A 14,834-nucleotide genomic window follows, 5' to 3' on the forward strand; every position below is an offset into this window, starting at 1 on the left:
ATGACCGCTGCTGTTTCAGCACCCCCTGGGAAGCGAAAAGGCATCAAGAGCTCGTACCCGACGTGGTTCTACATCCCGTCCGCGGTGCTCTACATCGTTCTGTTCGCCATCCCCACCTTCGCCTCGTTCTACTTCAGCCTCACCCGATGGTCACTCTTCGACATCGAGTTCATCGGCTTCGACAATTACGTCCAGTTCTTCACCGAGCCCATGCTCGTGCAGGGCTTCGTCAACACATTCATCTACGGTTTCATCACGAGCGCCCTGAAGGTCGTGTTCGGCCTGGCCCTCGCCCTGCTGCTGACCGGCTCGATCCTCGGCCGCGGGTATCTGCGTTCGACGATCTTCTTCCCCGTGCTGGTGTCGACGGTCGGCATCGGCATCACGTTCAAGGTGCTGATGGATCCGTTCGACGGACTCATCAATCAGACGCTGGCCCTCATCGGCGTCCAGGGCCCCGGATGGCTCACCGACCCCGCGTGGGCGCTGATCTCGGTCGCCCTCGTGGACGTCTGGAAGGGCGTGGGCATCGCCACGCTGATCTTCATCGCCGGCCTCGTCGCGATCCCCCAGGAGTACTTCGAGGCCGCCAAGGTCGACGGCGCGAGCGCCTGGCAGCGGTTCAGGAACATCACCCTTCCGCTGGTGCAGCCGGCCACGGCGACGGTCATCCTGCTGTCGCTCATCGGCGGTCTCCGCTCGTTCGAGCTCATCTGGTCGATGACCAGAGGCGGACCGGGCTTCACCAGCGACGTGATCGCGTCGGTCATCTACAAGCAGTACCAGGCGGGCTTCTACGGCCTGTCGACCGCCGGCAACGTGGTGCTGTTCATCGTGGTGACGGCGATCATCGTGCCCATCCAGTACATCCTCAACAAGAGGCAGGTGGAGTCATGACCCTCACCCGCACCATCACCACGGCCGGATCGTCGCGGGCGCGGATCGCCAAGGCTGATCGTCGACCGATGACGCCTCGCCTGTTCCTGACCCGCTACGTGGTCGGCATCGTCGCGATCCTCGCCTCGATCGTGGTGTTCATCGTGCCGTTCGCGTTCATCTTCCTCACGGCGGTCAAGAACCCGCAGGAGGCCTCGCTCTTCGAGTTCTCGTTGCCGGCTCAGGGCTGGTACCTGTGGGAGAACATCGTCACGGTCATGCAGGCACGCGACTGGATGCTGGTCACCGCGTTCATCAACTCCACCGTCCTCACCGTCGCGAGCGTGGCGATCATGGTCGTATTCGCCGCGATGGTCGGGTACATCCTGCAGCGGCGCAGGTCGAAGTGGAACGCCGTCATCAACATCTTCGTGCTGGCCGGACTCATCGTGCCGCCTGCTGTGGTTCCGACGATCTGGGTCCTCCAGGGCATCGGCCTGTTCAAGACCATGCCCGGAATGATCCTCATCGAGGCGACGTTCGGTCTGAGCTTCTGCATCCTGCTCTTCCGCGCGTTCGTTTCGACGATCCCGCGTGAGCTGGACGAGGCGGCCGTGATCGACGGCGCAGGACCCCTGCGGCTGTTCTTCCAGGTGGTCATGCCGCTGCTCAAGCCGGTCGCAGTGACGGTGATCGTGGTCCAGTCGGTCGCGGTGTTCAACGACTTCACCGGCCCGCTGTACTTCCTTCCGGGCGACGCGAACGCGACCGTCCAGCTGACGCTGTACAACTTCCAGAGTCAGAGCCTCAGCCAGTGGAACCTGCTGTTCATGAACATCCTGCTCATCACGGTGCCGCCGCTGATCATGTACATCTTCTTCCAGCGCCAGATCGTCGCCGGCATGACCAGCGGAGCCGTCAAGGGCTAGAAGTACTCGGCCGGGATCGTGCCCCGCAGCCAGGCGAGCTCGTTGTCACGGATGAACACCGACAACGACTCGTCGCGGGTCTGATCCCGGCCGAGCCAGTCGTCGATGATCGCGATGAGCGCGTTCGCCGTCGTCGTTCCCGGCGCGGCCACCACGGCATCCCACGCCTCGACGAAGCCATCGGGGCTCGGGATCTCGCGCACGAGCCGATGGATGTACTTCGGGCCGGGCATCAGCCGGTGTGCACTCGCGAGTGCGGCGCGCGCGGCCGCGAGCGTCAGGTGCACGGCGGCATGTTGCAGCAGGAACGGGTCGCCGTGCTCCTCGGCCTGACGCAGGAAGTAGCCGCCGTGCAGGTGCGCCTGCGCGACGTGCGAGCGGATGCGCTCGGCCCACACCTCGTCGCCGAGCGAGCTGATCCGCTCGACCAGGGCCGGGAGCTCCTCCGAGCGGCTGAAGACCGCACGCGCCCCCGCGAACGAGGCACGCGTCGGATCGTCGGCCCGCCGCACAGCCGTGCGCAGATAGGCGAGGTCGGCGAGCTTCACGTCGATGTACGACCCCGGGTAGTCCAGCCCGTGCCGGTCGATCCACGCCCACCGGTCCTCGGCGGTGGCTGCGGCGAACGCCTCAGCCGTGACGACGAGATAGACGTCGACGTCCGAGTCGTCCCGCTCGGTTCCGCGCGCGACCGACCCGATGACCACGACGCCGACGGTGTCAGGGTTCGCAGCGACCTGCGCGACGTAGGCGTCCAGCGCCCGTTGCTGATGCTCCATAACGAGACACCGTAGCGGGCGGTCGCGCCGATCACGGCGTGCGTCGCCGCCGCATCCCGATGAACAGCGCACCGCCGACCAGGAGGAGGACCGCGCCGGCCGCGACGCCGACCGTCACGTCGGCTCCTGTCGTCGGCAGGATGCCGGCCGCCGACGCCTTCGCGAGCGTGAACGGCTCGGACCGCACCGATGTTCCCGAGGCGCCGATCGCTTCGAGTTCGTGCGTGCCGACCGCGGCATCCTCGGGGATGTCGAGGATCCCGGTGAGAGCGCCGTCCTCGCCGACGGTCAACGTGTCGTCGAGAGCCATCGGAGTGGAGTGCAGGACGAAGCGGACCTGCTCCCCCGGCTGGAACCCGATGAACTCGACCTGCATCCGCCCCCCGGGGACGAGCGCCGATCCTGGCGCCGCTGTCACGGTGCCGTGCGGCTGCGCAGCCGGGCCGTCCGGGCCTTCACCGCCGTCACCGGGTCCACCGGGGTTCCCGCCGCCGCCGTCGCCGGGTCCGCCCGGTCCGCCGCCGCCGTCGCCGGGCCCGCCCGGCTGTCCACCACCGGCCGCGGCCGTGCGGAAGGTCCGCACCTCGGAGTACTCGGTGCCGCCGTGCGGCCCGGTGGCGACGACGTACCAGCCGTGATCTCCCGCGGCCAGATCGCTCCAGGTCGCTGTCACCTGCGTGCCTGAGGCGACGCCGGCCTGCGCGTCGATCTCGTGCGCCGTGAGGATCTCGGCACGGAACGAGTCGGCCGCCAGCGTCTTCGGGCCTGGAACGATGCCGACCGCCGCGTACGGGATCTCGAACTCCTGCATGCCGGCCGGGTCGTTCAACGAGGGCTCGTCGGAGTCGAAGTCGTCGAGCGAGGGCGAGTACGTGCGGATGATGATCCGGCCGCCCTCGTTGTCGAAGTGCGCGAGCCGCAGGTAGCCCTGGCCGCCCTCCGGCAGTCCCTGATAGTCGAACAGCATCGAGTACACCGTGCGGTCCGCGACGCCGTCGCCGTCGTCGTCGATCTCGTCCGTGCGCGTGTACGCGTCGTGATAGTGACCCGAGCTCACCGCGAACACGTTCGGGTTGGGCGTGACGACCTCGTCGAACACGCGCTGCGGGAACGGCCCGAGACCGCCGGTCGTGAGCATGTACTCGTGCAGGTTGATCCACACCTTCCGCTCCGGATAGCGCTGGATCACCTCGTTCAACCAGGCGATGTCCTCGCTGTTGGCGGTCACGTCGTTCGGGGTCGGCCACCCCATGTAGATCATGAGGAAGTCGATGCCGCCGGCCGAGACGAGGTCGTAGTGTCCGCGGTTGTCCTTGTACGACTCGCCGTACCAGGGGTTGCCGGCGTAGCGCTCTTCACCGAAGTGCTCGGAGTACTGCGTGTAATCCGCCGCGTGGCCGCCGACGTCGTGGTTGCCCGCGAGGACTCCGTACGGCAGTCCGGCCTGGTCGAGCATCGTGTACGCCGCGTCCGCGTTCTCCCACTGGTGCGCGTCGGTGTGGACGTTCACGATGTCGCCGTTGTGGATCATGTACTGCAGATTGAGGTTCTCGCGCTGCTCCAGCAGGAACTCGTGGATCGCGAGCTGGTGCGGGTAGTAGTCATCGGTCTCGTTGTAGTACTGCGTGTCACTCTCGATCGCGATCGTGAAGTCGTACGCGCTGCGGGCTGTCGCCTCGGGGTGATACGGCGCCACCTCGCTCGTCCTGCTGGACAGGTCGTCCGCGGAGAACCCGTCCGAGTGCTGCACCAGGACGGTGAGTGCCCCGTCGACGACGTGCCCGTCGACCGGAACGAGCGCCTCGAGCGTGAAGGCGGTCTCCTCAGCCGTCGTCAGGTGCTCGACGACCTGCTCCCACGCGCCATCGACCGTCCGCACGTACAGGATGACCTTCGCCCCGGCGTTCGCGCTGCCGCGCCAATCCACCCGCGCCAGCGCGCCGGCACCGACCTCGGCGTCGACCGCGATCGTGTAGAGCTGGTAGGGCAGGCCGGTCGCGCTCGTCGTCTCGACGTTCACGCCGTCCGTACCGAGCAGCGCCGCCAGGTCCGCCTCGCCGAGCACTTCGCCGGCACTGCGATCCGCTGCCTGCGAGTCGGCGACGGTGCCTCGCAGGGCGACGAGGCCTTCGTCGCCCGGCGCGTACCCGTACCCGGCACGGAAGCTCACATCGAGCGCGTCGCCCTCGGCGGATGTCGGGGTGGCGGCGAGCTCGGCCGTGTCGCCCTCGATGATCTCCCCGTCGGTCGGACCGTCGAGCTGGATCGCCGGCTGCTCGTCGGCCGTCTCGAAGGACACCGTCGTCGTGGCGGCGTTGCCGACGGCATCCGTCGCGGTGAACTCGGCGACGTGCGCACCCGGCGCGAGCGCGAGGGACGACGTCGCGAGCGGGAGCGCGATCGGCTTGCCGTCGAGCACACCGGTGATCTCCGCGACTCCCGCTCCACCGTCGGTCGCCGCGGCGTCCACGACGAGGTGCCCGCGGTACCGCTCGCCTTCGACGACCGTCGGCTCGATGGCGGGCGCCGTGTTGTCGACGACGACGGTCCTGGTCACAGCGTCCGCGCCGGAGCGTGCGGTCACGGCGTGCTCGCCGTCCTCCGCGGCCGTCGTGTCCCAGACGGTCGACACGGACGTGAAGGCATCCTCCGGAATCGTGAACGTCGCGAGGAAGGAGACGAGGGAGGCATCGCTGAAGGCGATCCGCTCGGCCGGATCCGGGCAGTCGACGAACGCGGGCGCGGTGACCTGTCCGTTCTCCTCCCTGGTCGTCGCGCAGTGGTCCGCGTACAGCACACGTCCGTCTGGGAGCGCGAGTCGCGGGTTCTGGGCGGCGAAGTCGTCGTTGTTCTCGTTGACGTCGGCGTTCGGCCACGCTTTGGTCCCCGCGGTGATCGACAGGGTGACCTGCTCCCCGGGCGCGACGCGCTCGACGGGGACGGTCGCATCCACCGTGACGATGCGGGCGTAGTAACCCTCGTCGAAGACGCGCAGCACCTCGTCGCCGAGCTTGACACCGTTGCGGAAGAACGCGTCGGTGTTCGTCGCCTCGAAGGCGAACACCGGCCCGGTCTCGAGAGACGGCACCGCGTCCTCGATGGCCGCACCGTCGATCTCGAGCGCGACGTCGACACCCGTCGCCGAGACGCGGGTCTGCGCCGACACGAACTGCCCGTCCGTCAGGTTCAGCCGCACAGGGTCCGGTTCGCCGTCGACGAGATCCACCCGCACCGGCCCGAGCGTGCTCTGCTGCAGCCCGTCGCTCGCCGTGACCGTGTACTCGATCCAGCGCTTCCCGAACAGGTCGGCGGCCGGAACGGAGTAGTGGAAGCGGTTCGCCGCCTCGACGGTGAGGTTGCGGGCCTGGGTCGCTCCGAGGTTGTCGGCCAGCTCGAGGGTGACGGAGCGGACGAGCACGTCGTCCGTGATCGCGAATCCGAGGTCGAGCGCCGACGTGTCGGGCACATCCGAGCCACCGGTGAGGTCTTCGATGGCGGGTGCGGTGCCTGCCGTCGGGGCCGCGACGAAGGACGCCGGGACCTGACCGGCACTGACGAAGCCGGGAGTGGGAGCCGCGAGCGCCATCATGGTCTGCGTCGTCCCGGCCGGCGCCTCGGGCGTCCACAGGTGTGCACCATCGCCCGGGTTCCAGCCGTACTGGATCGCCGTGTCGGCGGTGGTCTGATCGTCGTCGAAATAGTACGCGCGGCTCACATCGTGGCCGGTGTCGGTGGCGACCTGGATGCCGCGGGAGCCGGCGTTGGCCATGCCGCCGTTGAACAGCTGCACGAGGTCTTCGCCCAGCACGAGATCGGTGCCGAACGCCTCGTTGAAGTCCGCCGCGGTGAGTCCGTTCGTGACCCCGACGGGGTTCACGATCCAGGCGACGAGCGTGCCCCCTGCCGGGATCACGACGTCGTCCGGGGTGGCAGGCCACAGGGTCGCGTTGAGCGTGACGGGCGACGTGAGCGCGTTGTCGGTGTAGAGGTAGCTGAGCGTGTAGTCGCTGAAATCGACGGGCGCGTCCGAGGCGTTGAACACCTCGACGAACTCGTAGGCATCCGCCCCCTCGACGTTCGCCGTATCAGGAGCCAGTTCGGTGATCTGCAGCAGCGGCGCCGCAAGTTCGGGGTCGGTCGGTCGATCCGGGTCGGGACCCACCGGATCCGTGGGGTCCGGCTCCTCCGATCCACCAGGGCGGACCAGCTGCGACGGGTCGACGACGCCCGGAGTCGGCGTGCTCATCACGCGATCGACGGACACGGCACCGGACGCGGGAACCGTGTACTGCTCGGACATCCCCTTGCCGGAGACGCGGTCGTAGTCGACACCCGAGACGAGCGTCGACCGGTCGCCCTGGAACAGTCGGAACTCACGCGCACCCGTGTTGGCGAACCCGCCCTGACCGATCACGTGGAACAGCGGATACGTCGACGAGGCGTCCCCGTAGTGCGCACGGAAGTCCGCCTGGGTGAGCTTCCACTGCTCGACGGCGGCGTCCCCGGTGCCGACCGCATATCGCAGCCAGAACACGGCGGAGCCCTGAGCGGGGATCGTGACGTCGGCGAGCGCGTTCTCCGTCCCGGGGTCGACGACGGAAAGCCACGACGACGCGTTGTAGCGCAGCATGTGGTCCGCGAAGTCGATCGGCGCGTCGGTGGTGTTGGTGACCTCGAAGAACTCGAAGTGGTCCTGGTCAGAAGGCGTGCCCGCGTTGTCGGGCATGATCTCGGTGATCACGAGCTCGGGGAGCGCCTCGGCGGCGGCTGCTGCGGGCGCCGCGACACCGATTCCGGTCACGGTGACGGCGAGTGCGGCGGCTCCGGCGAGGGCGACACGGAAGCGGGCGAAAGCGGGGTGGGTCACGAGGGATCAGCGAATCGCGAGCGCCTGAACCGATCAGGCCTCGGCAGCGAACGACGGATGAACCGGAGGTGGCGCCGCGGTGAAGTCGCCGATGTTGCAGGAACCGCATTCACGCCTTACCCTTGAAACGATTCATCCATTAATCGAGGAGCACGTCGACGATGACCTCGCCCACCAGGGTCTGCTTTCAGCTGCAGGTCCGTCCCGAAATGCTGGACGAGTATCTCGCCAGGCACTCGCCGGTCTGGCCGGAGATGCTCGCCGAGATCGCGGCATCCGGCCGACGCAACTATTCGCTGTTCCTCGGCGACGGGGGCACACTCGTCGGCTACTACGAGACCGACGACGACGAAGCGGCGCAGGCGTACCTGGCCGCGTCCGAAGTCGCCGGCCGCTGGGAATCCGAGATGGCACGCTTCTTCGTCGGCCTCGACGGCCGCCCCGACCAGGCGGCGACGCCGCTGACCGAAGTCTTCAACCTGGCGGATCAGCTTTCCGCCGCATCAACCGAAACCGCAGAAAGCGAGTGACCATGTCCGTCCTCTCCGCCGAGAACCTCTCCTCGCTCGAGCAGCAGGCGATCGAACTCCCCAGCTGGGCCTTCGGCAACTCCGGCACCCGTTTCAAGGTGTTCGGCACGCCGGGCACTCCGAGGGATCCCTTCGAGAAGATCGCGGATGCCGCGCAGGTGAACGCCTACACCGCCCTCGCCCCCTCGGTCGCCCTGCACATCCCGTGGGACATGTGCGACTTCGCCGATCTGCGCAAGCATGCCGAGGATCTCGGCGTGAGGCTCGGCACGATCAACTCCAACACGTTCCAGGACGACGACTACAAGTTCGGCGCGCTCACGCATGAGGATGCCGCAGTGCGCCGCAAGGCGATCGACCACCACCTGGCGTGCATCGACGTCATGCACGAGACCGGTTCGCGCGACCTCAAGATCTGGCTCGCCGAGGGCTCGAACTACCCCGGCCAGGCGGACATGCGCGGACGCCAGGACCGACTGCACGACTCGCTCGAGCAGATCTACGCGCGCCTCGGCGACGAGCAGCGCCTCGTGCTGGAGTACAAGTTCTTCGAGCCGGCGTTCTACCACACCGACGTTCCGGACTGGGGCACGTCCTACGCCCAGGTGAGCGCCCTCGGCGATAAGGCGATGGTGTGCCTGGACACCGGCCACCACGCACCGGGCACGAACATCGAGTTCATCGTCATGCAGCTGCTGCGCCTGGGCAAGCTCGGTTCGTTCGACTTCAACTCGCGTTTCTACGCGGATGACGATCTCATCGTCGGCGCGGCGGACCCGTTCCAGCTGTTCCGCATCCTGTTCGAGGTCATCCGCGGCGGCGGCCTGAACAACCCGGACGTCGCGTTCATGCTCGACCAGTGCCACAACGTCGAGGACAAGATCCCCGGCCAGATCCGCAGCGTGCTCAACGTGCAGGAGATGACGGCCAGGGCACTGCTCGTCGACCGCGACGCGCTGACCGCCGCACAGCGCTCCGGCGACGTGCTGGCCGCGAACGCGATCTTCATGGACGCGTTCTACACGGACGTGCGCCCGGCCCTGGCCGAATGGCGCGAGAGCCGCGGTCTGGCCGCCGACCCGATGAAGGCGTTCGCCGAGTCCGGCTACCTGGCCACCATCGCGGCCGACCGCGTCGGCGGCGTCCAGGCCGGCTGGGGCGCCTGAGCGCCCCTCCTCCGACCCGGTGGAGCGCGGGATGCCGATCCCCCCGCTCCACCGCAGCACCCATCACATCCCCACGAAGGACCAGAAGATATGACCGCGCAGAAGCGGACCCTCACGGCATGGAAGGCCACGATCGCCGTGGCGATGTCGAACTACATCGAGGCGGGCGCCATCATCGCCCTCGCCACCAGTCTGACGCTCTGGCAGGGGGCGTTCGGCTTCGAGGACGGCATGGTGGGGGTGATCGCCGCGCTGTCGGCCAACGCCTTCGGGGCTGCCATCGGCGCGGCGATCGGTGGTCCGCTCTGCGACCGTCTCGGCCGCAAGTTCATCTACACGTACGACCTCATCGTGTTCATGGTCGGCGCGCTGCTCGTGACGTTCTCGTCCGGCCTCATCATGCTGCTGGCCGGCGTCATCCTCATGGGCATCGCGGTCGGCGCCGGCGTGCCGGCATCCTGGACCTACATCGCCGAGGAGGCCCCCAGTGAGCACCGCGCCGCCCACGTCGGCACGGCCCAGCTCGCCTGGTCGATCGGCCCGGCCGTCGGCTTCCTCCTCGCCGTCCTCGTCGCCCCGCTCGGCGTCTTCGGGGCGCGCCTGATCTTCCTGCACCTGTTCGTGATCGCGGCGATCACGTGGTGGGTCCGCCGCGGCCTGCCCGAATCCACCCGGTGGAAGGCCGACCGCGCAGCGGAGATCGCCGCGGGCAATCGACCGTCCTTCTTCTCCGGAATCGCCGGCCTGCTCAAAGAGCCGAAGAACTGGGGTGCGCTCGCCTTCCTGCTGGGCGTGTACGGCCTGTGGAACACGGTCGCCGGTCAGGCCGGGATCTTCCAGCCGCGCGTGTACGACGCGGCCGGCCTGCACGACCCCATGCAGCAGAACCTGCTGCAGGTGCTCGTGTGGACCCTCACGGCCCTCGGCACCTACTTCGGCTTCATGCGCTACGGCGACCGCGTCAGCCGCCGCTGGCTCTACTTCGGCGGAGCCGCACTCGGCATCGTCGGATGGGCCGTGCTCATCTACGCTCCGCCAGGGCTTTTCTCCCTGCTGTTCTTCGCGGTCTCCTGGGGTATCTCGGCCGGCCTCGGAGCCCAGGCCTTCTACGGGCTGTGGACCGCTGAGCTCTTCGCCACCCGCTACCGTGCCAGCGCGCAGGGCGTCCTGTTCATGCTCGCCCGCGTCATGGTCGGCCTGCTCAGCCTCGTGTTCCCGCTCCTGCTCACCGACCTCGGCCTGCCGGGCGTGGGCGTCATCATCCTCGGTCTGCTCGTCGCCGCGCTGCTGATCGGCACGATCTGGGCGCCGAAGACCGAGGGCAAGTCGCTCGACGAGATCGAGGCCGAGCGGTACGGCGGCCGGGTGCCGATGTCGACCGAGATCCCTGGGAACCTCTGATCCGAGGAGGATCGCGAACATGACCGCACCGTACGAGGAGCTGGACGGACTCGTCCGCGTCTACCCCGCGACCACGCCGAACGGCACCGGGCTCGTCTGGGCGCATGGCGGCGGGTTCAGCCACGGCGACCTGGACATGCCGGAGTCCGACTGGGTGGCGCGCCAGCTCGCCGCCCGGGGCACGACCGTCGTCTCGGTCGACTATCGGCTCGCGCCTGAGCACCCCTTCCCGGCCGCATCGGACGACATGCTCACGGCCTGGCAGTGGGCGCGTGCCAACGCGGAAGCGTTCGGCGTGCGTCTGCTGGCGATCGGCGGCACGAGCGCCGGCGGGAACCTCGCCGCGGGTGCCGGGCTCCGGCTGGCCGGCACGGATGAGGCCCCCGCCCTCGTGCTCCTCGCGTACCCGACGCTCATGGCGGTCCAGCCCGCCCCGGACGCCGAGCTTCGCGCCGCGCTGGATGCCGATCCGAGTGCGGACCGGTTCCCGCCGGCATCCGTGCTGGCGATGTACGAGCGCTACCTCGGCGGCACCGTGGACGATGCGCCGCTGGCCGCGATCCCCGGCAACGCCACCGCATCCGACCTCGGCGACTACCCGCCGACGCTCATCCTGAACGGCGACGCCGACGAACTGCGCGTCTCGGGAGAGCACTTCGCTTCCACGCTCGCCGCCGCAGGGCGCGACGTCGAGGTCCTCACCGAACCCGGCACGCATCACGGCCATCTCAACCGCCCTGATGAAGCACCGGCCTCCCGTTCCATCGAGCGCATGGCCGCTCGGATCTCCGCACTTCTCGCCTGAAAGAAGGACCCTCATGACCAACCCCACCGCTGCAGCCCTCATCGCCCGCTCGAACCGTCTGGGCGCCGACCCGAAGAACACGAACTACGCCGGTGGCAACACGTCGGCCAAGGGTACCGAGACCGATCCCGTGACCGGCCAGCCGGTCGAGCTGCTGTGGGTGAAGGGGTCGGGCGGCGACCTGGGCACGCTGAAGGAGTCGGGCCTCGCGGTTCTCCGCCTGGACCGCATGCGCGCGCTCGTCGACGTCTACCCCGGCCTCGACCGCGAGGACGAGATGGTCGCGGCATTCGACTACTGCCTGCACGGCAAGGGCGGCGCCGCTCCGTCGATCGACACGGCGATGCACGGCCTCGTGGACGCGGCGCACGTCGACCACCTGCACCCGGACAGCGGCATCGCGATCGCCACCGCCGCGGACGGCGAGCAGCTCACCGCGACCATCTTCGGCGACAAGGTCGTGTGGGTGCCGTGGCGCCGCCCCGGCTTCCAGCTCGGCCTCGACATCGCCGAGATCAAGAAGGCCAACCCGCAGGCCGTCGGCTGCATCCTCGGCGGCCACGGCATCACCGCATGGGGCGACACGTCCGAGGAGTCCGAGGCCAACTCGCTGTGGATCATCGACACCGCGGCTGCCTACATCGAAGCCAACGGCAAGGCGGAGCCGTTCGGCGGCGTCCGCTCCGGCTTCGAGGCGCTGCCGGATGCCGAGCGGCGCGAACGCGCGGCATCCCTCGCCGCCACGATCCGCGGCATCGCGTCGCACGACAAGCCCATGGTCGGCCATTTCACCGACGCCGACGTCGTACTCGACTTCCTCGCGTCGGAGCGCGCACCGGAGCTCGCCGCTCTCGGTACGAGCTGCCCCGACCACTTCCTGCGCACCAAGGTCAAGCCGCTGATTCTCGATCTGCCGGCGACGGCATCGCTCGAGGAGCAGATCGCCCGCCTGCACGAGCTGCACGAGCAGTACCGCGCCGACTACCAGGCCTACTACGACGCGCACGCGACCGAGGAGTCGCCCGCGATCCGCGGTGCCGACCCGCTCATCGTCCTGGTCCCCGGCATCGGGATGTTCTCCTACGGAGCGAACAAGCAGACCGCACGCGTCGCCGGCGAGTTCTACGTCAACGCCATCAACGTCATGCGCGGCGCCGAGGCGCTGTCGACCTACTCCCCCATCTCGGATGCCGAGAAGTTCCGCATCGAGTACTGGGCGCTGGAGGAGGCGAAGCTGCAGCGGATGCCGAAGCCGAAGTCCCACCAGGGCCGCATCGCGTTCGTGACGGGTGCGGCATCCGGCATCGGCAAGGCCATCGCGACGCGCCTCGCGGCGGAGGGCGCCTGCGTCGTCGTGGCCGACCTCGACCTGGAGAAGGCGCAGGCCGCCGCCGCCGAACTGGGCAGCACCGATGTCGCGATCGGCGTCGCTGCGAACGTGGCGGATGCCGATGCGGTGCAGGCCGCACTGAACGAGGCCGTGCTGGCCTTCGGCGGTGTCGACCTCGTCGTGAACAACGCCGGCCTGTCGCTGTCTCGCCCGCTCCTGGAGACCACGGAGAAGGACTGGGACCTGCAGCACGACGTCATGGCCAAGGGCTCGTTCCTGGTGTCCAAGGCGGCCGCGAAGGTCCTGATCGAGCAGAAGCTCGGCGGCGACATCATCTACATCTCGTCGAAGAACTCCGTCTTCGCCGGGCCGAACAACATCGCGTACTCCGCGACGAAGGCCGACCAGGCGCACCAGGTTCGGTTGCTCGCGGTCGAGCTCGGCGAGTTCGGGATCCGCGTCAACGGCATCAACCCCGACGGCGTCGTCCGCGGCTCCGGCATCTTCGCCTCCGGCTGGGGCGCGAACCGCGCCGCGACGTACGGTGTGGCCGAAGAGGACCTCGGACAGTTCTACGCGAACCGCACGATCCTCAAGCGCGAGGTCGTTCCGGAGAACGTCGCGGATGCCGTGTTCGTGCTCACCGGCCCTGAGCTGAGCCGCACCACCGGCCTGCACATCCCCGTCGACTCCGGCGTCGCCGCCGCGTTCCTCCGATGACCAGGGCGGTCGCCGCGGTCGATCTGGGCGCGACGTCCGGACGGGTCATGATCGGACGCGTGGGAACCACGACGCTCGACCTCGAACTCGTCTCGCGTTTCCCGAACGGGCCCGTCGAGCGCGCGGACGGCCTGCACTGGGATTTCGATGCCCTCTACCGGCACATCCTCGACGGCCTGGCCGAGGCGGTCCGCCGGGAGCCGGCGATCGAGAGCATCGGGATCGACTCGTGGGCGGTCGACTACGGGCTGCTGCGGGACGGCGAGCTACTGGCCGAGCCGTTCCACTACCGTGACGAGCGCACCGCGCGCGGGGTCTCCGAGGTGCACGACATCGCTCCGCTCGCCGAGCTGTACCGGCGCAACGGCCTGCAGTTCCTGCCGTTCAACACGCTCTACCAGTACCGCGCCGACGAGCGCATCGCCGACGCCGACACCGCCCTGCTGATCCCCGATCTGATCGCCTACCTGCTCACCGGCGCGCGCGTGGCCGAGCGCACGAACGCGTCGACGACGGGGCTGCTGGGAGTCGAATCGTCCGAGTGGGACCTCGAGCTGACCGAGCGCGTCGGCATCCCGAGCAGCATCCTGCCCCCGCTGGTCGACCCCGGCACGGTGATCGGGCGCCTGCACCCGGCACTGGCCGAGCGCATCGGCAAGGACCTTCCCGTGATCGCCGTCGGCTCGCACGACACGGCATCCGCTGTCGTCGCGGTGCCGATGGCGACGGCCGGCTCGGCGTACATCTCGTGCGGCACCTGGGGACTGGTCGGCGTCGAGCTGACCGAGCCGGTACTGACCGATGCCGCCCGCGATGCGAACTTCACGCACGAGCGCGGCGTCGACGACCGGTTCCGGTTCCTGCACAACGTCACCGGGCTCTGGCTGCTGAGCGAGACCGTCCGTGCCTGGGAGGCCGAGGACGGCTCGTCGATCGATCTGCCCGGGCTGCTGGATGCCGCGGCCGCCGTCACGGGCGACATCCCCGTCTTCGACGCGAACGATCCGTCGCTGAGCGCCCCCGGCGACATGCCGGCGCGCATCTCCGCGGTCCTCGCAGCCTCCGGCGCAGCCGCGCCGGACGGCCGCGCGGCGTTCGCCCGGACGATCGTCGAGTCGATCGCGCTGGCCTTCGCCGATGCGGTGCGGACCGCCGGTGAGCTGTCCGGACGGGAGCTCGACAGCATCCATCTGGTCGGCGGAGGGTCCCTGAACCGGTTGCTCTGCCAGGCCACGGCCGATCGCTCTGGACTTCCGGTGCTCGCCGGGCCCGTCGAGGCGACAGCGCTGGGCAACGTCCTGGTCCAGGCGCGCGCGCTCGACGCGGCGCCGGCGACACTCGAGGAGCTGCGCATGCTCGTGTCCCGCACGCATCAGCCCGTGCGCTACGACCCGCAGTCCGTCGTTAGGTGAGGTCTCGCTCGTCCGTTGC

Annotated in this window: 10 protein-coding genes; 8 read left to right on the forward strand and 2 right to left on the reverse strand. The window is 68.8% G+C overall.

Going from position 1 to position 14,834, the window contains the following annotated elements; translation table 11 throughout:
• Both OED01_RS13435 and OED01_RS13440 read left to right on the forward strand, forming a co-directional pair.
• Entirely contained in the window at positions 1 to 897 is an 897-nt protein-coding gene (locus tag OED01_RS13435; RefSeq protein ID WP_264155789.1) for a carbohydrate ABC transporter permease, read from the forward strand.
• Complete coding sequence (locus OED01_RS13440) at positions 894 to 1,805, forward strand: carbohydrate ABC transporter permease (RefSeq protein WP_413231588.1); 912 nt, start codon at positions 894 to 896, stop codon at positions 1,803 to 1,805. The genes OED01_RS13435 and OED01_RS13440 overlap by 4 nt, the downstream gene beginning before the upstream one ends.
• On the opposite strand, the gene OED01_RS13445 is transcribed toward OED01_RS13440, so the two are convergent.
• Complete coding sequence (locus OED01_RS13445) at positions 1,802 to 2,584, reverse strand: nucleotidyltransferase domain-containing protein (RefSeq protein ID WP_264155790.1); 783 nt, start codon at positions 2,582 to 2,584, stop codon at positions 1,802 to 1,804. The genes OED01_RS13440 and OED01_RS13445 overlap by 4 nt on opposite strands.
• Positions 2,585 to 2,615: 31 nt before the next feature.
• On the reverse strand, positions 2,616 to 7,451 hold the full coding sequence (locus OED01_RS13450) for a metallophosphoesterase (protein WP_264155791.1): 4,836 nt from the start codon (positions 7,449 to 7,451) through the stop codon (positions 2,616 to 2,618).
• Positions 7,452 to 7,612: 161 nt separating this feature from the next.
• Here OED01_RS13450 and OED01_RS13455 point away from each other — a divergent pair, with 161 nt between their 5' ends.
• The 6 genes from OED01_RS13455 (at position 7,613) to OED01_RS13480 (ending at position 14,815) form a co-directional block, all read left to right on the forward strand.
• Entirely contained in the window at positions 7,613 to 7,981 is a 369-nt protein-coding gene (locus tag OED01_RS13455) for an L-rhamnose mutarotase (RefSeq protein WP_264155792.1), read from the forward strand.
• 2 nt (positions 7,982 to 7,983) lie between these two features.
• Complete coding sequence (gene rhaI / locus OED01_RS13460; protein ID WP_264155793.1) at positions 7,984 to 9,147, forward strand: L-rhamnose isomerase; 1,164 nt, start codon at positions 7,984 to 7,986, stop codon at positions 9,145 to 9,147.
• A 90-nt stretch (positions 9,148 to 9,237) separates the two neighbouring features.
• Positions 9,238 to 10,548, forward strand: a complete 1,311-nt coding sequence (locus tag OED01_RS13465; RefSeq protein WP_264155794.1) for an MFS transporter — start codon at positions 9,238 to 9,240, stop codon at positions 10,546 to 10,548.
• Between the two features lie 19 nt (positions 10,549 to 10,567).
• On the forward strand, positions 10,568 to 11,353 hold the full coding sequence (locus OED01_RS13470; RefSeq protein WP_264155795.1) for an alpha/beta hydrolase: 786 nt from the start codon (positions 10,568 to 10,570) through the stop codon (positions 11,351 to 11,353).
• 13 nt (positions 11,354 to 11,366) lie between these two features.
• Positions 11,367 to 13,403, forward strand: a complete 2,037-nt coding sequence (locus OED01_RS13475) for a bifunctional aldolase/short-chain dehydrogenase (RefSeq protein WP_264155796.1) — start codon at positions 11,367 to 11,369, stop codon at positions 13,401 to 13,403.
• A complete protein-coding gene (locus tag OED01_RS13480) occupies positions 13,400 to 14,815 on the forward strand; it encodes a rhamnulokinase (RefSeq protein ID WP_264155797.1) in 1,416 nt (471 codons plus the stop codon). Before OED01_RS13475 ends, OED01_RS13480 begins: the two co-directional genes overlap by 4 nt.
• The last annotated feature ends 19 nt before the right edge of the window (positions 14,816 to 14,834 follow it).

This window comes from Microbacterium sp. M28, from assembly GCF_025836995.1.
Lineage (GTDB): Bacteria > Actinomycetota > Actinomycetes > Actinomycetales > Microbacteriaceae > Microbacterium.

Bases quoted from the DNA above. Each gene is read 5' to 3' on its own strand.
- rhaI (WP_264155793.1), top strand. From the start codon at position 7,984: ATGTCCGTCCTCTCCGCCGAGAACCTCTCCTCGCTCGAGCAGCAGGCG.
- OED01_RS13455 (WP_264155792.1), top strand. From the start codon at position 7,613: ATGACCTCGCCCACCAGGGTCTGCTTTCAGCTGCAGGTCCGTCCCGAA.
- OED01_RS13445 (WP_264155790.1), bottom strand. From the start codon at position 2,584: ATGGAGCATCAGCAACGGGCGCTGGACGCCTACGTCGCGCAGGTCGCT.
- OED01_RS13435 (WP_264155789.1), top strand. From the start codon at position 1: ATGACCGCTGCTGTTTCAGCACCCCCTGGGAAGCGAAAAGGCATCAAG.
- OED01_RS13440 (WP_413231588.1), top strand. From the start codon at position 894: ATGACCCTCACCCGCACCATCACCACGGCCGGATCGTCGCGGGCGCGG.
- OED01_RS13480 (WP_264155797.1), top strand. From the start codon at position 13,400: ATGACCAGGGCGGTCGCCGCGGTCGATCTGGGCGCGACGTCCGGACGG.
- OED01_RS13465 (WP_264155794.1), top strand. From the start codon at position 9,238: ATGACCGCGCAGAAGCGGACCCTCACGGCATGGAAGGCCACGATCGCC.
- OED01_RS13470 (WP_264155795.1), top strand. From the start codon at position 10,568: ATGACCGCACCGTACGAGGAGCTGGACGGACTCGTCCGCGTCTACCCC.
- OED01_RS13475 (WP_264155796.1), top strand. From the start codon at position 11,367: ATGACCAACCCCACCGCTGCAGCCCTCATCGCCCGCTCGAACCGTCTG.